This window comes from Kosakonia pseudosacchari, assembly GCF_900184035.1.
In the GTDB taxonomy this organism is placed as follows: Bacteria; Pseudomonadota; Gammaproteobacteria; order Enterobacterales; family Enterobacteriaceae; genus Kosakonia; species Kosakonia pseudosacchari.
Genome location: NZ_FXWP01000009.1, coordinates 423,325 through 444,330, shown reverse-complemented (window position 1 = coordinate 444,330; position 21,006 = coordinate 423,325). Strand labels below are relative to the sequence as shown.

General features: G+C 54.3%; 21 protein-coding genes. 9 read left to right on the top strand and 12 right to left on the bottom strand.

What is annotated here, in order from left to right; all coding sequences use genetic code 11:
- Window positions 1-67: 67 nt before the first annotated feature.
- The 3 genes from ydgU to BN2591_RS04080 all read right to left on the bottom strand — a co-directional run bounded on the left by ydgU (window position 68) and on the right by BN2591_RS04080 (window position 2,233).
- Window positions 68-151, bottom strand: a complete 84-nt coding sequence (gene ydgU / locus BN2591_RS25050; protein ID WP_086869259.1) for a small membrane protein YdgU — start codon at window positions 149-151, stop codon at window positions 68-70.
- 97 nt (window positions 152-248) lie between these two features.
- Window positions 249-584, bottom strand: a complete 336-nt coding sequence (asr, locus tag BN2591_RS04085) for an acid resistance repetitive basic protein Asr (protein WP_086869257.1) — start codon at window positions 582-584, stop codon at window positions 249-251.
- Between the two features lie 164 nt (window positions 585-748).
- Window positions 749-2,233 carry a carboxypeptidase M32 gene (locus BN2591_RS04080; protein ID WP_086869255.1) on the bottom strand — a complete coding sequence of 495 codons (1,485 nt, stop codon included), beginning with the start codon at window positions 2,231-2,233 and terminating at the stop codon, window positions 749-751.
- Window positions 2,234-2,366: 133 nt separating this feature from the next.
- Here BN2591_RS04080 and BN2591_RS24675 point away from each other — a divergent pair, with 133 nt between their 5' ends.
- Window positions 2,367-2,459 (top strand): KPN_01571 family protein, encoded by a 93-nt coding sequence (locus tag BN2591_RS24675; RefSeq protein ID WP_211772900.1) that lies wholly within the window; start codon window positions 2,367-2,369, stop codon window positions 2,457-2,459.
- 61 nt (window positions 2,460-2,520) lie between these two features.
- Here BN2591_RS24675 and BN2591_RS04075 read toward each other — a convergent pair whose 3' ends face one another.
- A complete protein-coding gene (locus BN2591_RS04075; protein WP_086869253.1) occupies window positions 2,521-3,771 on the bottom strand; it encodes an MFS transporter in 1,251 nt (416 codons plus the stop codon).
- A gap of 119 nt (window positions 3,772-3,890) precedes the next feature.
- On the opposite strand from BN2591_RS04075, the gene BN2591_RS04070 reads away from it, so the two are divergent.
- The 4 genes from BN2591_RS04070 to BN2591_RS04055 all read left to right on the top strand — a co-directional run bounded on the left by BN2591_RS04070 (window position 3,891) and on the right by BN2591_RS04055 (window position 9,838).
- Window positions 3,891-4,787 (top strand): LysR family transcriptional regulator, encoded by an 897-nt coding sequence (locus BN2591_RS04070; protein WP_086869251.1) that lies wholly within the window; start codon window positions 3,891-3,893, stop codon window positions 4,785-4,787.
- Between the two features lie 129 nt (window positions 4,788-4,916).
- Window positions 4,917-6,137 (top strand): sugar metabolism global transcriptional regulator Mlc, encoded by a 1,221-nt coding sequence (mlc, locus tag BN2591_RS04065; protein ID WP_086869249.1) that lies wholly within the window; start codon window positions 4,917-4,919, stop codon window positions 6,135-6,137.
- Between the two features lie 125 nt (window positions 6,138-6,262).
- Complete coding sequence (gene bioD / locus BN2591_RS04060; RefSeq protein WP_086869247.1) at window positions 6,263-6,958, top strand: dethiobiotin synthase; 696 nt, start codon at window positions 6,263-6,265, stop codon at window positions 6,956-6,958.
- Between the two features lie 96 nt (window positions 6,959-7,054).
- On the top strand, window positions 7,055-9,838 hold the full coding sequence (locus tag BN2591_RS04055; RefSeq protein ID WP_086869245.1) for an RHS repeat protein: 2,784 nt from the start codon (window positions 7,055-7,057) through the stop codon (window positions 9,836-9,838).
- Between the two features lie 196 nt (window positions 9,839-10,034).
- Here the strand turns inward: BN2591_RS04055 and dmsD are convergent, their stop codons facing one another.
- From dmsD to BN2591_RS04025, 6 genes are all read right to left on the bottom strand, one after another.
- The gene (gene dmsD / locus BN2591_RS04050; RefSeq protein ID WP_086869242.1) at window positions 10,035-10,646 is read right to left on the bottom strand and encodes a Tat proofreading chaperone DmsD; all 612 of its coding nucleotides are present in this window, start codon (window positions 10,644-10,646) and stop codon (window positions 10,035-10,037) included.
- 40 nt (window positions 10,647-10,686) lie between these two features.
- Window positions 10,687-11,544, bottom strand: coding sequence for a dimethyl sulfoxide reductase anchor subunit family protein (locus tag BN2591_RS04045; RefSeq protein ID WP_086869240.1), 858 nt, complete (start codon window positions 11,542-11,544; stop codon window positions 10,687-10,689).
- A gap of 1 nt (window position 11,545) precedes the next feature.
- Window positions 11,546-12,163, bottom strand: coding sequence for a DMSO/selenate family reductase complex B subunit (locus tag BN2591_RS04040; protein WP_017456677.1), 618 nt, complete (start codon window positions 12,161-12,163; stop codon window positions 11,546-11,548).
- A 10-nt stretch (window positions 12,164-12,173) separates the two neighbouring features.
- Complete coding sequence (ynfE, locus tag BN2591_RS04035) at window positions 12,174-14,612, bottom strand: selenate/tellurate reductase subunit YnfE (protein ID WP_086869238.1); 2,439 nt, start codon at window positions 14,610-14,612, stop codon at window positions 12,174-12,176.
- 151 nt (window positions 14,613-14,763) lie between these two features.
- Window positions 14,764-15,045 carry a DUF1161 domain-containing protein gene (locus BN2591_RS04030; protein ID WP_086869236.1) on the bottom strand — a complete coding sequence of 94 codons (282 nt, stop codon included), beginning with the start codon at window positions 15,043-15,045 and terminating at the stop codon, window positions 14,764-14,766.
- Between the two features lie 86 nt (window positions 15,046-15,131).
- The gene (locus tag BN2591_RS04025) at window positions 15,132-16,049 is read right to left on the bottom strand and encodes a LysR substrate-binding domain-containing protein (RefSeq protein WP_086869234.1); all 918 of its coding nucleotides are present in this window, start codon (window positions 16,047-16,049) and stop codon (window positions 15,132-15,134) included.
- Between the two features lie 111 nt (window positions 16,050-16,160).
- Between BN2591_RS04025 and BN2591_RS04020 the strand changes: the two genes are divergently transcribed.
- The gene (locus tag BN2591_RS04020; protein ID WP_162842152.1) at window positions 16,161-16,787 is read left to right on the top strand and encodes a LysE family translocator; all 627 of its coding nucleotides are present in this window, start codon (window positions 16,161-16,163) and stop codon (window positions 16,785-16,787) included.
- A gap of 79 nt (window positions 16,788-16,866) precedes the next feature.
- Entirely contained in the window at window positions 16,867-17,577 is a 711-nt protein-coding gene (locus BN2591_RS04015; protein WP_208616133.1) for a YnfC family lipoprotein, read from the top strand.
- Window positions 17,578-17,596: 19 nt separating this feature from the next.
- On the opposite strand, the gene speG is transcribed toward BN2591_RS04015, so the two are convergent.
- Both speG and BN2591_RS04005 read right to left on the bottom strand, forming a co-directional pair.
- Window positions 17,597-18,157 (bottom strand): spermidine N1-acetyltransferase, encoded by a 561-nt coding sequence (gene speG / locus BN2591_RS04010; protein WP_017456683.1) that lies wholly within the window; start codon window positions 18,155-18,157, stop codon window positions 17,597-17,599.
- A gap of 52 nt (window positions 18,158-18,209) precedes the next feature.
- Window positions 18,210-18,548 (bottom strand): DUF1283 family protein, encoded by a 339-nt coding sequence (locus BN2591_RS04005; RefSeq protein ID WP_016496191.1) that lies wholly within the window; start codon window positions 18,546-18,548, stop codon window positions 18,210-18,212.
- Window positions 18,549-18,696: 148 nt separating this feature from the next.
- Here BN2591_RS04005 and BN2591_RS04000 point away from each other — a divergent pair, with 148 nt between their 5' ends.
- The gene (locus tag BN2591_RS04000; protein ID WP_086869938.1) at window positions 18,697-19,023 is read left to right on the top strand and encodes a YnfA family protein; all 327 of its coding nucleotides are present in this window, start codon (window positions 18,697-18,699) and stop codon (window positions 19,021-19,023) included.
- Between the two features lie 515 nt (window positions 19,024-19,538).
- Window positions 19,539-21,002, top strand: a complete 1,464-nt coding sequence (locus tag BN2591_RS03995; protein ID WP_086869227.1) for a mannitol dehydrogenase family protein — start codon at window positions 19,539-19,541, stop codon at window positions 21,000-21,002.
- The last annotated feature ends 4 nt before the right edge of the window (window positions 21,003-21,006 follow it).

Below are 21,006 nucleotides of genomic sequence, written 5' to 3'. Positions count from 1 at the left end.
ACGTAAACCCAGATAAACAAATATAGACGGGACGAAAAGAAAGTGGGAGTAAAATCAGCGTGCTACATCAATAAAGATAAAAGCGGACGGCAATCAGTGCGCAGACGATCAACATCGCCAGAATCACTTCAAAACGATAACGTCGCAGCATCACAGGCCCTCCAGAGAAAAACGGCGCTTCACCCGAAGGGTTCAGCGCCGACTTGTCACAGCGTTCTGCTACGAACGCCGGTATCAGACACGTTTACTTATGCAGCCGGTTGTGCAGCCGGTTTGGTCGCAGTGTGTTTAACGTGTTTTTTGTGGTGTTTTTTCGCAGCCTGAGCTTTCTGCTCTACAGCCGGTTTAGCCGCTTTTTTGTGGTGTTTTTTCACTTTTGCAGCCTGAGCTTTCTGCTCAACGGCTTTTTTGTGTTTTTTATGCATTTTTTTAGCCGGTGCAGCTTTAGTGGTAGCAGCCGGTGCAGCGGTCGTTGCTGCTGGAGCAGCAGCCGGAGCCTGGGTGGAAGTAGCGGTGTCAGCAGCGAAAGCAGCAGAAGACAGACCCAGAGCAGCGGCAACAACCAGAGCTAATACTTTTTTCATTCCGATATCCTCGAATTGGTTTCTTCATTCAACCCCACTGCGGGGCCGTTGAAAGAACTATATCCCTGTAATTAAACGCCTTCCGTGAGTGATTGGTTTCGGCGTGTAACGTAATGTACAGGGGAGAGGAACCGCGCCGAAACTGCCGCTCCGGCGCGGATTTATCAGAGGTAACGGCGGAGAAGATGCTGGTGGAAATAGTCGGCGTTCAGTGCTTCGCCCGTGGCATTCTGAATAAGTTGCGCGGTACTGAAGCGGCTGCCGTGCTGCCAGATATTTTGTCGCAGCCAGTCAAAGAGCGGCGTAAGATCGCCGGCGGCAATCGCCTCGTCCAGCCCTGGCAGCGCGGTTCGCGCGGCGTGGAACAGTTGCGCGGCATACATGGCACCAAGCGTATACGACGGGAAATAACCAAAGCCGCCATCGGTCCAGTGAATATCCTGCATACAGCCGTTGCGGTAGTTGCCTTCGGTGGAAAGCCCCAGCCAGGCCTGCATTTTTTCATTCCATAACCCCGGAATGTCATCAACCTCAATCTCGCCGTCGATCAGCGCGCGTTCAATCTCATAACGCAGAATCACATGCGCCGGGTAGCTCACTTCGTCCGCATCGACACGGATATAACCCGGTTTTACGCGCTGGTTCCAGGCGATAAAGTTGCGCGCTTCAAACGCCGGTTGCATACCGAAATGTTCAATAATGGCCGGTTGCAGACGGCGCAGGAAAGCTTCGCTGCGGCCTAACTGCATTTCAAAGAACAGGCTTTGTGATTCATGAATCGCCGTGGAACGCGCCAGGGCAATAGGCTGGCCCGGCCAGCTGCGCGGCAGATTTTGTTCATAACGCGCGTGGCCGGTTTCATGTACCACGCCGAACAGCGCGCTCAGCAACTCATTTTCATCGTAACGCGTGGTAATACGCACATCTTCCGGTACGCCGCCGCAAAAAGGATGGGCGCTAACATCGAGCCGACCGCCGTTAAAGTCGAAACCGAGTTGCTTCATCGCCTGCAAACCCAGTTCGCGCTGATCGGCAATCGGGAATGGCCCCTGCGGCGCAATCAGCGCTTGCTGCTCCTGTTTTGCCACCGATTTTTTCAGCAGATCCGGCAGCCAGGATTTTACCTCGCCAAACAGTTCATCAAGGCGGGCGCTGGTCATATCCGGTTCGAATTTATCCAGCAGCGCATCGTACGGTGAACACCCTTTCGCGGCGGCCCGCAGTTTGGCCTCTTCACGCGCCAGTTTAACCACCTCTTTCAGATTGGCGGAGAAACCAGCCCAGTCATTGGCGGGGCGCTGCGTGCGCCAGGCGTGCTCACATTTGCTGCCCGCCAGCGACTGCGCTTCAACCAGCGATTCCGGCAGCAATGCGGCTTCCTGATAATGCCGCTCAATTTCGCGCAGGTTGGCCTGCTCAATATCGTCCAGATCTTCTTGCCGTGCGTTGGTGATCCACTCGCCCACCTGTTTATCGGTCAGGATCTGATGGCGCAGGACGCTTAACTCAGCCAGTGCTTCGCCGCGTGCGGCACTACCGCCTGGCGGCATCATGGCAAACATATCCCAACTGGCAATCGAAGCGAGGTGTGAAAAGCGCGACAGGCGCAGGAAAGTGCGGGTGAGCTGGTTATAGTTGTGCTTGTCCATTATGCCTCTGAGTTTTCGCGTGTGATCGTGTAACCACCTAAAAGTAGTAGTTATTCAATACATTTCCTGAACTGTACCATAATAGGAATAATCTGTTTATTTAACCAATGCCAACGCGTAACGCAGCACCATTATGAATCCATTTGTCTGGGTAATATTTGCTCTACTGGCACTTGATGCGGTGCGGGAATTAATGGGCACGGCGTCGATTTTGAGTCTGTTTTGACACACACGAGCACAGCGTAAAAAAAAGGCCTGCATGCGCAGGGCCGTTGACTATCGCGGCATTAATGCAGGCGAGAGTGGAGCCTGCTTCCCACCAGAATGGCAATCACCAGCATGGCAGCGATAAAACCACCCACGCCGTTCCAGCCATAGCTGTGCCAGAACACACCGCCTAATGTCCCCGCCACGCTGGAACCGAGATAGTAGCTAAATAAGTAAAGTGACGAGGCCTGGCCTTTGGCGCGGCGCGCGCGCGGGCCAATCCAGCTGCTGGCGACGGAATGGGCGGCAAAGAAGCCCGCGGTAAACAGCAGCATACCGATGAAAATCAGCCCCAGCGTTGAGAACAGTGTGAGCAACAGCCCCAGCAACATGATAGCGGTAGCGCCGACCATCACCGGCCCGCGCCCGTATTTAGTGGTCATCACCCCGGCTTTCGGCGAACTCCAGGTGCCCGTCAGATAGGCAACGGACAGCAGACCCACTACCGCCTGGCTCAGCGTCCATGGTGATTGCATCAGGCGGTAACCGATATAGTTAAACAGGGTGACGAACGAGCCCATCAGCAAAAAGCCTTCCAGAAACAACAGCGGCAGTCCCTGGTCGCGCCAGTGCAGACGGAAATTGATAAACAGCGTTTTCGGGCGCAGCGATGTCGGGCGGAAGTGGCGCGATTCGGGCAAAATCCGCCAGAACATCAGCGCAGAAGCCAGCGCAAAACAGCCAATCACCGCCAGCGCGATACGCCAGTTAAAAAAGTCGGTAAAGACGCCGCTCAGCAGACGTCCGCTCATCCCGCCAATGGAGTTGCCGCTGATATACAGCCCCATTGAGAAAGCAACAAAACTGGGGTGGATCTCTTCGCTTAAATAGGTCATGCCAACGGCCGCAACGCCGCTGAGCGATAAGCCAATCAACGCGCGCATCACCAGGATACCGTGCCAGCTGGTCATCATTGTTGACAATAATGTGCAGCACGACGCCAGCAGTAGTGCGGTGACCATCACTTTTTTCCGCCCGATGGCGTCGGAAAGCGGGCCGGTGAACAGCAGACCAATCGCCAGCATCGCGGTAGATATCGAGAGGGAGATACTGCTGCTGGCCGGAGAGACGCCAAACTCCTGTGACAGCACCGGTAAAATGGGTTGGACACAGTACAGCAGGGCAAATGTCGCTAACCCGGCGGAAAAGAGCGCCAGCGTGACGCGCATAAATTGGGGAGTACCACGTTTAATAAATTGTCCCGGCAAAGAGACTGGTTTTTCGTCGACGACGCTTGCCGGCCCGGTGTCAACGGTTGTTGTACGACTCACTGGAGATCCTTAACGTTTATACCCGTGATTTTGGTGACGGGCTTACCACGTCGCTAAGGGTATGAAAGCGGCAATATTCTGTCTAATATATTAATAATCTCAAATAATATGTTTTACGTATGAATATTGAACTGCGTCATTTACGTTACTTTATTGCCGTTGCCGAGGAGCTGCATTTTGGACATGCGGCGGCACGGCTGAATATTTCGCAGCCGCCGTTAAGCCAGCAAATCCAGATACTGGAACAACAAGTTGGTGCGCGCTTGCTTGCCCGCACCAACCGCAGCGTGTCGCTCACGCCTGCCGGGCGGCAGTTTTTGGCCGACAGCCGGCAAATCTTAAGCCAGGTCGATGAAGCCGCCGCACGCGCCATGCGGCTGCACCTGGGGGAAACCGGCGAGTTGCGCATTGGTTTTACTTCCTCCGCACCGTTCATTAAAGCTGTCTCTGACACGCTCTCTTCGTTTCGCCAGCGGTATCCGGATGTGCATATCCAGACGCGTGAAATTAACACCCGCGAACAGATCTCACCGCTCAATGAAGGGTTGCTGGATTTGGGGCTGATGCGTAACACGCCGTTGCCGGAGACGCTGGCCTGGGAGGTGATCCTGCGCGAGCCGTTGCTGGCGATGATCCACAAAGATCATCCTTTAGCGGCGCGTTCGGCGGTGTCGTTAGTAGAACTGGCACAGGAGCCGTTTGTCTTTTTCGACCCGCACGTGGGTACCGGTCTGTATGACGAGATCCTTGGCCTGATGCGCCGTTATCAGCTGACGCCGACCATTACGCAGGAAGTGGGCGAAGCGATGACCATTATCGGCCTGGTGGCTGCCGGGTTAGGGGTGTCGATTTTACCGGCGTCATTTCGTCGCGTGCAGCTAACGGAAATGCGCTGGGTGCCGATTATTGAAGCGGATGCGGTATCGGAAATGTGGTTAGTCTGGTCAAAACATCATGAGCAGGGCAGTGCTGCCGCACGCTTTAAGCAGCAGTTACTCACCGCCGCTGACGGATAAATTTTGTGCATAAGTCATTGCAAAATGTGCTGTAAATCACACGCCGGGGTAAATATTTGACGGCGACCAGTGAAGTGTTTCACCATAGCCGAACGTTTATTTCGAAGCGTGAAAATAAGGGAGTCAGAGGTGGTTGCTGATAGTCAGCCTGGGCATATTGATCAAATAAAGCAGACCAACGCGGGGGCGGTATACCGCCTGATTGATCAGCTTGGCCCGGTGTCGCGCATCGATCTCTCACGCCTGGCGCAACTCGCTCCGGCCAGTATTACAAAAATTGTGCGCGAAATGCTCGAAGCCCATCTGGTGCAGGAGACGGAAATCCAGGAGCCCGGCAGTCGCGGGCGTCCGGCGGTCGGGCTGGTTGTCGAGACCGAAGCCTGGCACTACCTTTCTTTGCGCATCAGCCGGGAAGAGATCTTTCTTTCGTTGCGTGACCTTAGCAGCAAGCTGGTCGTGGAAGATCGCCTCGAGTTACCGCTGGTGGATGAACTGCCTCTGCTGGAGCGCATTATTCTGCATATTGACCGCTTTTTTACCCGCCATCAGAACAAACTGGAACGTTTGACCGCCATCGCGATTACGCTACCGGGCATTATTGATACCGAAAACGGTATCGTTCATCGCATGCCTTTTTATGACGATGTGAAAGATATGCCGCTGGGTGAAGCGCTGGAAAAGCACACCGGGGTGCCGGTGTATGTCCAGCATGACATCAGCGCATGGACGATGGCCGAAGCCCTGTTTGGCGCGTCGCGCGGGGCAAGGGATGTGATTCAGGTGGTTATCGATCACAACGTTGGTGCCGGCGTGATAACTGACGGGCGCTTATTGCATGCGGGAAGCAGCAGCCTGGTGGAGATTGGCCACACCCAGGTCGATCCCTACGGAAAGCGCTGTTATTGCGGCAACCACGGTTGCCTTGAAACCATTGCCAGCGTCGAGAGCGTGCTGGAACTGGCGCAGTTGCGCATGAGCCAGTCAATGAGTTCGATGCTGCATCAAAAACCGCTCACCGTGGAGTGGCTCTGCCAGGCTGCGCAGCAGGGCGATTTATTAGCGAAAGATATCATTAGCGGCGTGGGGGCGAACATTGGCCGCATTCTTGCCATTATGGTGAATTTGTTCAATCCACAAAAAATACTGATTGGCTCGCCGCTCAGCAAAGCGGCAGACGTCCTTTTTCCCGCCATTGCCGCATGCATTCGCCAGCAGGCGTTGCCCGCGTACAGCCAGCACATTAGCGTGGAAAGCACGCAATTTACCAACCAGGGCACCATGGCCGGTGCGGCGCTGGTAAAAGACGCGATGTATAACGGATCCTTACTTATCCGTTTGTTGCAGGGGTAACATTTTTACACTGTTGCCATAAAAATTGCGCTACCTCAATCTTGCCCCCTGGCAGTTACCTTAGACTTTCCCCACTGAATTATTTTCCTGGTTTATATTTTCGTAGAACAACGGTGGGATGAGTGATGCTTAAGCGTTTCTTTGTAACGGGTACAGACACTTCTGTCGGGAAGACAGTGGCGTCCCGCGCGCTACTCCAGGCGCTGGCAGCCAGTGGTAAAACGGTGGCGGGTTACAAGCCTGTTGCCAAAGGGAGCAAAGAGACGCCGGAAGGGTTGCGCAATAAAGACGCGCTGGTACTGCAAAGCGTTTCGTCACTGGAGCTACCTTACCAGGCGGTCAACCCCATCGCATTAAGCGAAGAAGAGAGCAGCGTCGCACACAGTTGCCCCATCAATTACACACTGTTGTCAAATGGCCTGGCTGATCTCTGCGATCGCGTCGATCACGTGGTTGTGGAAGGCACCGGCGGCTGGCGTAGCTTAATGAATGACTTACGCCCGCTTTCAGAGTGGGTGGTGCAGGAGCAGATGGCGGTGGTGATGGTGGTGGGGATTCAGGAAGGGTGTCTCAATCACGCCTTGCTGACCGCGCAGGCCATCGCCAGCGACGGCTTGCCGCTGATTGGCTGGGTGGCGAACCGCATCAATCCGGGGCTGGCGCACTACGCCGAAATTATCAACGTGCTGAGCAAAAAACTGCCCGCGCCGCTGGTCGGGGAATTACCGTATCTGCCGCGTCCGGGGCAGCGTGATTTGGCGCAATATATCAATCTGCAAATGGCGACCGGTATGTTAGTGGCCGACCGTATTCTGGCCTGACGCGGGCCATTCGCACATAGCCTACATTTCCTGTTTCTCCGCTTATACTCTTTATTGCATTTGATGCAAAAGTAGACAATTTAAGCGGAGAATCTTATGAGTACATCCCTTTACAGTAAAACGCCCCAGGTAACGGTGCTTAATAACCGTGCTCTGGTGGTACGCGATATCGTTTATCACCGCCATCCAGACACTCCGGACGCTACCGATGAGCGCATTACGCGCCATCAGTTCGATGCGCGCGGTTTACCGTCCCAAAGCGCTGACCCGCGCCTGTACGCCGCCGGGCTGGCGAACTTCAGTTACCTCTGCGATCTGAACGGCACGGCGCTGCGCACGCAGAGCGCCGATGCGGGCACTTCCGTTGCCCTGAATGACGCGTCAGGGCGAGCTTTCTTGCAGGTCAGCAATATTGGCGCGGGTAATGACCGCAGCGCCGCCGTGACCCGTACCTTTCAGTATGAAGATGCCAGCCTGCCGGGACGCCCGCTGAGCGTGACCGGGCAGGGAAAAATCAGCGAACGCTTCGTCTGGGCCGGTAATTCGGCCGATGAGCAGAGCCACAACCTCGCCGGTCAGCTGGTCAGCCACTATGACCCGGCGGGCCTGCTGTCGACCAGCAGCATTTCCCTGAGCGGCGTGCCGCTTTCTGTTACCCGCCAGTTGCTGCCGGATGATGCCGAAGCAGACTGGCAGGGTTCGGATGCTTCCGCGTGGAATGACCTGCTGGCAGGCGAAACTTACACTACAACCAGCACGGTGGATTCCGCCGGAAATGTACTGACCACCACCGACGCGAAAGGCAATGTCCAGCGCGTGGCGTATGATGTGGCGGGGCTGCTGAAGGGAAGCTGGCTGACGGTCAGCGGTGGCTCTGAACAGATAATTGTCAAATCCCTGAGCTACTCTGCCGCCGGGCAGAAGCTGCGCGAGGAGCACGGCAACGGTGTGGTCACCACGTATTCCTATGAAGCCGAAACCCAGCGGCTGGTGGGGATTAAAACCGAGCGCATTACAGCCGCGAAAGTGCTGCAGGATTTGCGCTACGAGTACGACCCGGTGGGTAATGTGCTGGTGATAACCAACGACGCCGAGGAGACGCGTTTCTGGCGCAATCAGGAAGTGGTTCCCGAAAACACCTACACTTACGACAGCCTGTACCAGCTTATCAGCGCGACCGGTCGCGAAATGGCGAACGCGGTACAGCAGAACAGCAGCCGGCCTGATTTCTCCTCTTTCGACGACGCTACCTACACGAATTATTCCCGCACGTACACCTACGACAACGCCGGAAACCTGACGAAAATTCAGCACAGCGCGCCCGCATCCGGCAATAACTACACGACATCAATTACCGTCAGCGACCGCAGCAACCGCGCGGTGCTCAGCACGTTTACGGAAAACCCGGCGGATGTGGAGGCGCTGTTTACTGCCGGTGGTCAGCAGAAACAGTTGCTGCCCGGTCAGTCGCTGGTATGGACGGCACGGCAGGAATTGCAAAAAGTCACTCCCGTCACCCGTGACGACGCAGCTGATGACAAAGAAAGTTACCGTTACGACGCCAGCAGCCAGCGCATCGTCAAAATCACCTCACAACTGACCGGCGGCAGCACGCAGACAAAACGGGTGATTTATCTGCCGGGTCTGGAGCTGCGCAGCAGCGCAACCGAAGAATTACAGGTGATAACGGTTGGCGAAGCCGGCCGCGCGCAGGTGCGGGTACTGCACTGGGAAAGCGGGCAACCTGACGGCATCAGCAATGACCCGATTCGTTACAGCTACGACAACCTCACCGGCAGCAGCAGCCTCGAAGTGGACAGCAGCGGCGAGTTAATCAGCCAGGAGGAGTATTACCCGTTTGGCGGCACGGCACTGTTTGCCGCGCGCAGCCAGCTGGAGGCGGATTACAAGATCATTCGTTATTCGGGTAAAGAGCAGGACGCAACCGGGCTCTATTACTACGGCTACCGCTATTATCAGCCGTGGGCGGGGCGGTGGCTCTCAGCTGACCCGGCTGGTACGGTGGACGGGCTGAACCTGTTCAGAATGGTTCATAATAATCCGGGCAGTTATATAGACGATGGTGGTGATACTAGTTTCAGTGTCAATTTAATTTATGGTACGGAATCTTCAAGGGAAGAATACCTTAATATAAAAGGTGAGAGTGAGCATTTAAGAATAGATTCGCTTAATGCTGCATTTAATATTGACTTCAAAACCTTGCATGAAACCACCCCGAGAATTAAAAAAGGGCTTCCAGTAGGGGCTGAGAATATAAAAATCTTACAGCAGCATAATCCTGCGCTACCGGATGATTACGCCAGGCAACTGTTAAGCAGTTGGTCTGCTTTTTTAAAGAAAAATTATAAATATTTGTCTTTGTCAGAGTATGTAAAAACGAAGAGTAAAAAAGGTACGCTGCTGCAGTCGTTAGCGAAAAATTACAGGGACAACGAAGGGAGCTTATTTACTCGAATAGGTGTCGTACAAGGGCCGTTTAAAGAAGCAATGGAGGATTTTACGAAGGATTTTAAGAAAGGAGATAAAACCGGCTATAAAAAAATGGAGAGAGTCGACAGCATGAAAGACACCAGGTCTAATCAACAAATGGTAGTGTATTCGCTGAAGAATGCTGTTTTCAGGAAACTCTCAAAATTAGGGTTGGATTGGGTATATAGCGGTAGTTCGCCGATTAAAGAAGTGGATTTTTTGATGTTCTTTGAAGGCAGCCGTGTTGAAGCTGAAGATTATAATAAAAGACCCTGGGCCAATCTTGAAAAAAGAAGGAAAAACGAAGCTTTTGATCCTATCACCTTTTCTGAAATAAGACATGTGGTGAGAAAAAAATATCCTGTTAATAAAATTTATAATGCCGATTGAATTTTGCACTACTCTGATAGCCTCCCGGAGTTAATCAATAATTCAGGGAGGCATACTTGTTTTTACGTTTCAGGCATTACACACGAAAGAGGCGCTCTGCGGAAAATACGCAGCAGCCTGGCTTTTACTGTTAGTACCCAATGTATATGATCTTTTCTGATTTTAGATTTTCCTCAGCGCATCTGAAATAGATGCGTTAGCGAAACAGCGGTTTTTGCGCTACCGGGATAAGCAACTGCGATTGCCACGCAGCGAGCGTAAGCTGTGCGAGCTGGCCCAGCGCGGCGAAAAAAGGGTGCTGCGCGTTGTCACAAAACTCGGCGAGAAATCGCCCACTCCACGGCAGGAGATGCCAGGCCAGTAATTGATCACAGGCTGGGTAATTGCCTTGTTCCGCCAGCCATGCCGCCATCAGCAACAAGGTACCAAAGTGATCTTCCGGCTCGTTTTGCCCGGTATTGAACGCGATATTGTTATCACGCATCCACTGGCGTAGCGCCAGCGTCGAGTCGCCAAACAGTACGCTCTCTTTATCCAGCCATACTGAACCCCACGGTGGCGCGGGTAGCGCCCACGGACCGATGAAGAGCCGCTGCCAGGCTTCATCCAGCGGCTCATCGCAAGGCTGCGCGAACGCCTCCGCCAGCGGAATAAGTTCATCTCCCTGTAACGGCCATTGTTCCAGCCACTGGCGACTGCGTAGCGCGGCGACGAGCGGCGCGGAGGGTTCGCTCTGCGGCGGATAGTAAAACAGCGCGCCCAACACGCGGGCGGTAAAAATAAAGGACTCGCGGGTAACGGCAGTCATGGTGTCTCCCGAAAAGCGCGGGTCTCCCCGCGCACTGTTATTAACCCGCGACGGCAACGCCAACGGTCATATGCAGGCCGTAAAACAGACCACGGCCAATGATTTCACCAGCGACCACCAGCACAACCCCGGTCAGCAAACTGCTGACTTTCGGCTGTCTACGCATCACCAGCGGACAGATCCAGCAACCGAGACCGAGGGCGACCAGCAATAGACGTACCACCTGCAACAGGCCGTAATCCGGCACCAGCGCGACCGCTTGTTGTACCGAACTGTGCGTTTCGCCAAGTTGTATGCTCTGCAACATGACCACTGCAACGCTTGCGATAAGTGCCGCAACGCTGATGGCGGCAAAACGCGGAGCCGGAAAGCGCATGCCTGCCAGGCGCAGCAGCAACGCCGCCAGCAGCGGACCACCCGTCAACATGGTGAGGAAAAATGCGGCGGTGGTGTAGCCGTTATGCCAGGTCGGCACGGTATCAATCTGATACACCCGCGTCATCGCCCAGACAAACAGCACCCCCAGCACCATGCTGATAATCAGCCAGCCGCGCCCCAGTGTGGCGGGCAGTTTGCCAAGCCAGGCCAGCAGCCACCAGAAACCGCCGACGGCGAAAAACAGCGATCCGGCGGCGATTTCATTACTCAGTGACGATGCGCCAATGCGGTTTAGCGAGTTAAACGCGCGCAGCGGTGAACCGAGGTGCGTCATTGAGGCGATAAAACCGATGCCCATCAATATCCAGAGTAAAAACTGGCTGCGGACAATCCGCACCTGGCCGGTATTGTCATCTCTGGCGTTCATCCAGACGAAGCCGGTCACGATCAATCCGCCCGCCACGCACTGGCCGAGCACCGTAAACAGAACCAGTGGCCATTCATGCCATCCGTTTCCCATCTCACACCTCCTGCGGGTTTGCCAGATAGCCGGTGGTATCACCTGTCGGGCGGCTGTTGGCGTTTGGTTTGATGACAATATTGGGCTTCGTGAAGTGCGATGCCGGAAGGGGGGCGATCGCGGCCAGTTCGCCATGCTGCTTACGCAGTTCCTCAATCGGGCCGAAATCGAGCGCGCGCAGCGGGCAGGATTCCACGCAGATGGGCTTTTTACCCCCGGCGACGCGGTCATAACAGCCGTCACATTTGGTCATATGACCTTTTGCCGCGTTGTATTGCGGCGCACCGTACGGGCAGGCCATATGGCAGTAGCGACAGCCGATGCAGACATCTTCGTCCACCACCACAAACCCGTCTTCCCGCTTATGCATTGCACCGCTCGGGCAGACTTTGGTGCATGCCGGATCTTCACAATGGTTACAGGAAATCGACAGGTAATAGGCAAATACGTTTTGCTGCCAGACACCGTTATCTTCCTGCCAGTTACCGCCAGCGTATTCATACACGCGGCGGAAACTGACATCGGGGGTTAAGTTTTTATAATCTTTACAGGCCAGTTCGCAGGTTTTACAACCGGTGCACCGGGCAGAATCGATAAAAAATCCATACTGGGTTGTCATCGGCTACTCCTTAAACCTTTTGAATGTCGACCAGATTGGTGTGCTGTGGGTTGCCTTTCGCCAGCGGCGAAGGGCGGTGCGTGGTCAGCGTGTTCACGCAGCCACCGTGGTCAACGCGATCGCCGTCCATCCTGGCCTGATGCCAGGCGCCCTGGCCCATGGCGCTGACGCCCGGCATGATGCGCGGCGTCACTTTCGCGGCGATACGTACTTCTCCGCGTTCGTTGAAGACGCGCACCATGTCGCCCTGTTTGATCCCGCGCCGTTCGGCGTCGATCGGGTTGATCCACACTTCCTGGCGACACGCTTCCTGGAGCACATCAATGTTGCCGTAGCTGGAGTGCGTACGGGCTTTGTAGTGAAAACCGAATAATTGCAGCGGGAATTTTTCTCGTGCCGGATCGTCCCAGCCTTCTGCGGTTGCGGCGTAAACCGGCAACGGGCTAATCACCTCGTCTTTATCCAGTTCCCAACTGCTGGCAATTTCCGCCAGCTTGCTGGAGTAGATTTCAATTTTGCCGGAGGGGGTTTTCAACGGGTTGGCGACCGGGTCGTCGCGGAATTTTTTATAAGCCACGAAGTGGCCGTTCGGATCTTTGCGCTTATAAATACCCATCGCTTTCAGGGCTTCATAGGAGGGCAGTTGCGGATCTTTGGCGACCATTTTGGCGTACAGGTATTTCAGCCACTCTTCCTGCGTACGGCCTTCGGTAAATTTCTGGTAGATGTCCGGCCCCAGGCGGCGCGCGATTTCGCTGGTTATCCAGTAAATCGGTTTACGTTCGAACTTCGGCGCGGTGACGGGCTGGAGGAAAATCAGGTAGCCCATGTTCCCGGCATAATCATTGGGGATGATGTCTTCCTGCTCAACGGTCATCAGGTCCGGCAGCAGAATATCGGCATACATGGCGGATGAGGTCATAAAGTTCTCGATGACCACAATCATTTCGCACTTGCTGTCATCCTGCAGAATATCGTGCGTGCGGTTGATATCGCCGTGCTGGTTGGTAATGGTGTTACCGGCGTAGTTCCAGATAAATTTAATCGGCACATCAAGCTTATCTTTTCCGCGCACACCGTCGCGTTTGGCGGTCATCTCCGGGCCGCGTTCGATGGCATCGGTCCAGGTAAAGCACGAAATCGACGTTTTCACCGGGTTTTCCGGCATCGGCATCCGTTCAATGGTGATGGTGTAGGTGGATTCGCGCGCGCCGCTGTTGCCGCCGTTAATGCCGACGTTACCCGTGAGTATCGGCAGCATGGCAATGGCGCGCGACGTCAGCTCGCCGTTGGCCTGGCGCTGTGGTCCCCAGCCCTGGCAGATATACGCGGGTTTGGCGCTGCCAATTTCCCGCGCCAGTTTGATGATTTTATCGGCGGGAATACCGGTGATGTGCGATGCCCACTGCGGTGTTTTGGCGATACCGTCTTCGCCCTGGCCGAGAATATAGGCTTTGTAATGGCTGTTGGCGGGCGCATCGGCAGGCAGCGTTTTTTCGTCGTAACCGACGCAATATTTATCCAGAAACGCTTGATCGACGAGGTTTTCGTTAATCAGCACCCACGCCATACCGGCAACCAGCGCGGCATCGGTGCCCGGACGAATCGGCACCCACTCATCTTCACGCCCGGCGGCCGTATCGGTATAACGCGGATCGATAACGATCATGCGTGCATTTGAGCGTTCACGCGCCTGCTCGAGGAAATAGGTAATGCCGCCGCCACTCATGCGGGTTTCCGCCGGGTTGTTGCCGAACATCACCACCAGTTTGGTGTTTTCGATATCCGAGGTGCTGTTACCCTCATTCGATCCGTAGGTGTAGGGCATCGCACAGGAGATTTGCGCGGTGCTGTAGGTGCCGTACTGGTTAAGAAACCCGCCATACATCGCCATCAGGCGGGCAATAATCGACGCCGAAGGGGAAGAGCGGGTAATGTTGCCGCCGACAATGCCGGAGGAGTAATTAATGTAAACCGCTTCGTTACCGTATTTTTGCACCACGCTTTTCAAGCTGTTGGCAATCGTATCCAGCGCTTCATCCCAAGTGATGCGTTCAAACTTGCCTTCGCCGCGTTTGCCGACGCGTTTCATGGGGTAATTCAGGCGATCCGGATGGTTAATGCGGCGGCGAATAGAACGCCCGCGCAGGCAGGCTCTCACCTGGTGATTTCCGTAGATATCCTCGCCGGTATTATCGGTTTCGACCCAGTAGACTTCATCGTCCCGGACATGCAAACGCAGTGCGCAGCGGCTACCGCAGTTGACCGAGCAGGCTCCCCACACCACTTTGTCTGGCGCGGGTTGCATTGCCTGTTGCACGGCAGCGGCGGCAGAACGCAGGCCAAAGGGCAGGGAAAAACTGCCGGCGGCCAGCGCAAGCGATCCTAAAGCGGTGGATTTCACCAACGTTCGTCGGCTGATCCCTCCCGGGTGTTCAGTATCGGACATAGCTCACTCCATTATTATTTATAATAAAAAGAAATTACCTGGCGTATTAAAAGCAGGCTAATGAAGTGATCATGTTAATCATTAGGGAGTAGAAGAATCTTAAGCGTGATCAAGTTGAGGGAAATCCCCCTGAAATTAAGGGGGATTTTAGTTACTGCGTGCCGGCGCTTTCTTCGCTCTGCTGAGCAGCACCGCTGTTGCGGGTGTAGAGAATTTTATAGCTGTCATTGGCGCAATGACCGACGACCTGCGAACCCGCCCGGTCAGCCTGATCATTTGGCACGACGGTTAGCGTGAATCCCGTTTCCGGCACGCCATTATTGATAATACGTTGCTGAATATCGGTTTTTACCCGCTCGCAGGAATCCGGTGCGGCGAACGCCGGTACCGAACCCACCAGCAGTAATGCGCAAAGCCAACGTGAATAGTGCATCCTCGTCTCCTTCTGTTTTGCCCGCTGTAAGCTTAGCACCTGAGATGGCCGCAAAAGGTAAATATCTGAATCATCTGAATAAGCCGCTATCGCTGTTTTAATAATTCCACCTGTGGCGGGAAATCGACCGGTACGAGGCCGCAAAGGAATTCGCCAAGACGGTCGATATTCTTTTTGCGCGGCGAATCTTTTGGCCACACCAGCCAGTAACTGTCGCCAGTGCTTATTGCTTGCGGGAAGGGCAGCGTTAGCAGATGTTGCGCCAGCGCGGGCAGGCTAAGCAGCAGATCGCCGACCGCCACGCCATGACCACCGATTGCTGCCTGGTAGGCTTGTTCCAGGGTGTCAAAAACCGCGCCGCCGCCAAGGGCGAGCGCGGGAAATAAACCACTCCCGGCCTGCCAGCGCCGCCAGTCGCGGCGATCGCGCGACGGGTGAATTAAGGTGCAACTGCTCAGATCGCGTTGCGCCAGCGCTTTAAGCGCCGGGGCACAAAGCGGGATCAACCACTCATCAAATAAGCGCAGGCTTTGCGTGTACTCACCAAAATGGCCGTTGCCGAGCAGGATGGCGCAATCGAAGGGTTCTGCGCGGAAATCGACGGTGTCGATATCCATCCACACACTGCTGATCTCCACCTGCGGCGTGCTGTGCTGCTGGCGAAAGGCGGCTAACACCTCTAACAACCAGCGCATTGTCAGCGTTGACGGGGCTTTGAGCCGCAATTGATGCTGGTGGCTGCGCAGTGTCTGGCAGGCATTTTCCAGCTGCAAAAAACCATCCTGTAAACGAACAGCCAACTGGCTTCCTGCTTCAGTCAGTGTAATTTTCGGGCCATGGCGTTGAAACAAACGGCACCCAAACCACTCTTCAAGAGTGCGAATATGGCGGCTTACCGCACCAGGTGTGACGTTGAGAAAAAGGGCCGCCTGGCTAAAGGATGCCATTTGCGCGGCAACGGTAAATGCCCGTAATGCATACAGTGGCGGCAGGTTTTGGTTCATCCGTTCGTTATCCATTGTGAGTTTTTTGCATAGCGAACGGCAGTTTAACTCGTTTTTCAGGCCCGCGCTTTCTGGCGATACTCCGTCATTAAATAATTGAGGATGGGATCAATGAATGTGGTGCTGCTGGGAACCTACACCGGTGTGGTACTGACGTTGCTGGCAACGCCCGGGCCTGTGGTGGCGCTGGTGTGCGCGGCGGCAGCGCGGGGCAACCACGCGCGCGCGTTTTTAACACTGGCAGGCACGAATCTGGCATCACTGGTATTAATTGCGCTGGCGGGGTTAACGCTGGCGGGCGTTGTGACGATCTCGGCCTGGCTACTAAATCTGGTAGGGCTGGCGGGTTCGCTCTTTATTGCGATTAGCGCGGTACAGGCATTACGCGTCTTGCGGCAAGAAAAAAGCAACGAGATGTCCCGAAATGGCGGGCAAGGCGGGTTTGTTGCGGGCTTTATGACGGCTATCGCTAATCCCAAGGATATTCTGTTTTTTATCGCTTTTTTCCCACAGTTTACCGGCATTACCGGCGATTTCTCCGCCAGCATCATGTTGCTTACTGCCATCTGGGCGGTGCTGGATTGTAGTGTCTTAACGCTCTATATCCTGGCCGTCAAACGCTGGTTGCCGACAAGGCAAAGTGGTCGTTTCGCTGCCTTCTCATCGTTGATTTTATTGCTAACAGGCGTGAGCGGCGCAGGTTATTCGTTGTTGTTACTCCTCAGTCACCAGGCATAGCCACAAAGAAGTCATTGCCCTAAGTTATAAAGCTTTTGCTAATATAAGCGCATTACAAAAGAAGAATGTGGTGAACCCATTGAAAAAACAGCTGTTACTTATCTCTCTGGCGGTGGCGCTTGCCGGATGTGATAAGCCGAAGGGACCCGTTTCATTCACGCCGGAAATGGCTAGCTTCTCGAATGAATTCGATTTTGATCCGTTACGTGGCCCGGTTAAAGATTTCAGCCAGACGTTGCTTAACGATAAAGGTGAAGTCACCAAACGCGTTAGCGGAACGATGTCGAAAGAGGGATGTTTCGATACGCTTGAACTGCACGATCTGGAAAACAACAGTGGCGTGTCGCTGGTGCTGGATGCCAACTACTATGTCGAGGCGGAATCGAAGGAAAAACGTCTGCGTTTGCAGGGCAAATGCCAACTGGCAGAGTTCCCGGCAGCGGGCGTGACCTGGGATACCGACGATAATGGATTTGTGGTTCGCGCAACCGGCAAGGAGATAGAGGTCAAATACCGCTATGACGATGAAGGGTATCCGCTGGGAAAAACCACGACATCGAAAGATGCGACGTTATCTGTCATATCTACGCCTTCGAAAGATAAGCGCAAAAAGCTCGATTACACTTCTGTCAGCACGCTGAATGATAAGCCGCTGGGCAATGTGAAACAGGCCTGTGAATACGACAGCCATGATAACCCGGTGAGTTGCAGCCTGGAGATTGTGGATGAAAGTGTTACGCCACAGGTGACGCATAAATACAGCATCAAAAACACCATCGAGTATTATTGATGCCGCTGACCACCGCGCTTTATTGCGCGGTGGGTTTCAGTAGCGTCGGGCCGCTTGTTTTGTGGTTTTCAAGGTACTGCTGCTGAAAAATACACATGCGAATGGTGTTGCGGTACTCACCGTTAATAAAGAACTCATGGATTAATTCACCTTCGACCATAAACCCCAGCTTGCGGTAAATGTGAATCGCTTTTTCATTCTCTTTATCAACAATCAGATAGAGCTTGTACAGGTTCAGCACTGTAAAGCCGTAATCCATCGCCAGCTTCGCGGCTTTTGATGCCAGCCCTTTGCCCTGATATTCCGGAGAGATGATTATCTGAAACTCTGCGCGGCGGTGAACGTGGTTGATTTCGACCAGCTCGACTAATCCGGCTTTTTCGCCATCGCACTCGACGACGAAACGGCGTTCGCTTTGATCGTGAATATGCTTGTCATACAGGTCAGAAAGTTCAACGAAGGCTTCGTAGGGTTCTTCAAACCAGTAACGCATGACGCTGGCGTTATTATCCAGTTGGTGAACGAAGCGCAAATCCTCTCGTTCGAGCGGGCGCAGGCGGACGGTGTAAGCGTCACTCATGAAAAGTCCTTTTACTTAAGCGGAAATCGGGCGCACAAGCGCCCGAGGGCGGTTAGCGAATTTGCTGTCCGGTGCGGCGATCCAGGCAACGCAGGGTGTTGGGTTCCCAGTAGGCGTTGAGATTGCTGCTTTTCTGGCATTTGTCCTGCGCATCAAACGCGACATCGGTTTTATCCCACTCTTTTTCCACGCGCTTGTTCACTTTGTTGCGCAGGCTGCGAGTGTCATTCCATTGCTCTTTTTCCATCGCTGCGGATTGGCGGCTTTGCGCGTTATCGCCGGATTCAATCACCAGACGGTTGGTTTCAGCCAGTGCGGAGGTGGTGTACACGATGGCACCCAGCGTCAGCATTGCGGTGAGGCACAGGCGTTTGCTAAGTGTTTTAGTCATTGCGATTTCCTTAATTTGAGGGAGAAACAAGATGCCCGTATCACTCTATTCTATGCGATCTCAGCCACACGGGATAGCCAGCCGGGGCTCACTCTCAGAGCATTATCCGGTATGATAGTTCAACCAAGTTTGAATCAACGTGCCGCTGATGCTGAAAACAACACTCCTGTTCTTTGCCACTGCGCTGTGTGAAATCGTCGGTTGTTTTTTACCCTGGCTGTGGCTAAAACGCGGCGCTACACCACTGTTGCTTATTCCCGCTGCGCTTGCGCTGGCAATGTTCGTGTGGCTGCTAACGCTGCACCCGGCGGCCAGCGGGCGCGTTTACGCGGCTTACGGTGGCGTATATGTGTGCACCGCATTGATTTGGCTACGTGTGGTCGATGGCGTAAAACTCAGCGTTTACGACTGGCTCGGGGCGCTCATCGCTCTGTGCGGGATGTTGATCATTGTTGCTGGCTGGGGACGCGCGTAGTGTGCGTCGTTTTCGGCACAAAGTGTGACTGATTCACTGTTCTTAGCCGTTTTTGTTTCTGGCGATGATTTCCGGTTTGATCAATATCGCGCTCGCGAAACTGCCTCAGGCGCATGGCGCTTCTGAAGAACGTGGGGGGCGGTGGCAAGTTTTGACCCGGCGGGAATTTCTCCAATATCGTCGATTCAGTAGGTCTTTTAAGATGATGCCCGCTGCCTGCTAACGGATTAATATTTCCTCTTTGCACATTAATACGCATTACTTGCATGCGCGTTGGTATCACTTTTTAAACATTTCCCCAACGTTGCCGCGCAGCCTGCGCCATCACGTCAACTCATCCCATTCACGCTGAATGCACTCTTTGTCTAACCGCAAAATTAAGCATGTCGATTTTGACACATTTAGTTACCATTCTAGTTAGTGTAGTCCGCAAATCCTGTCGCAAATCATAGTCTGGTTTACCGCAGTCCGTAATCTATTGAACCACTGTTTCACTTAATAAGATGAGTCTCACCATGGAAAACAGGCTGTTAACGGCGAAAGCCACGTTACCCACTTATGACCGTAACAAACTGGTTGCGCGCATTGTGCATCTCGGTTTTGGCGCGTTTCATCGCGCGCATCAGTCAGTTTATGCCGATATTCTTGCCGCAGAGCATGGCAGTGACTGGGGCTATTGCGAGGTCAATTTGATTGGCGGTGAGCAGCAAATTGCCGATCTCAAGTTGCAGGATAATCTCTATACCGTGGCGGAAATGTCAGCCGACGCGTGGACTGCGCGTGTGGTTGGCGTCGCGAAACGCGCACTGCACGCACAGGTGGATGGCCTGGAAACCGTACTCGCCGCTATGTGCGAACCGCAGGTTGCCATTGTTTCGCTGACCATCACCGAGAAAGGCTATTGCCACTCTCCGGCAACCGGCAAACTGATGCTCGATCACCCATTAATTGTTGGCGACCTGCAAAATCCCCATCAGCCGAAATCAGCGGCAGGTGTGATTGTCGAAGCGTTAGCGCGCCGTAAAGCCGCCGGATTACCGGCGTTCAGTGTGATGTCCTGCGACAACATGCCGGAAAATGGCCATGTCACCCGCAATGTGGTCTGCGCTTACGCGCGGGCGGTGAGCGCAGAATTGGGTGACTGGATTGAAGCCAATGTGACGTTCCCGTCAACCATGGTAGACAGAATTGTTCCGGCGGTGACCGCCGAAACGCTGGATAAAATCGAGCAACTGACCGGTGTGCGCGACCCTGCGGGTGTGGCCTGTGAGCCGTTCCGCCAGTGGGTGATTGAAGACAATTTTGTGGCGGGTCGTCCGGCGTGGGAAAAAGCTGGCGCCGAGCTGGTAGCTGATGTTGTGCCGTTTGAAGAGATGAAACTGCGCATGTTGAACGGCAGCCACTCCTTCCTGGCGTATCTGGGTTATCTGGCGGGTTATCAGCATATTAATGAGTGCATGGAAGACGAGAATTACCGTCGCGCCGCGCACGCGTTGATGTTGAAAGAGCAGGCGCCAACGCTGAAAGTGCAGGGCGTGGATCTGGCGCATTACGCCAATCTGCTGATTGCGCGTTACAGCAATACCGCGTTGCGTCACCGCACCTGGCAGATCGCGATGGACGGTAGTCAGAAGCTGCCACAACGTATGCTGGATTCCGTGCGCTGGCATTTAGTGCATCAAAGCGATTTCTCCCTGCTGGCGCTGGGCATTGCCGGCTGGATGCGCTATGTCGGCGGCGTCGACGAGCAGGGACAAGCGATTGAAGTGTGCGATCCGTTGCTGGTAGTGATTCAGAACGCGGTTAACAGCAGCGCGCAAGGTGAAGCCCGTGTGCAGGCATTGCTTGGAATTGAGGCGATTTTTGGCAATGAATTGCCGGAAGATGCGACCTTTGTGGCTCAGGTGAAAAAAGCCTATCTGACGTTGCTGGAGAAAGGCGCGAAAGCCACGGTGGCGCAGTACGCCGCAGCACGTTAACTAC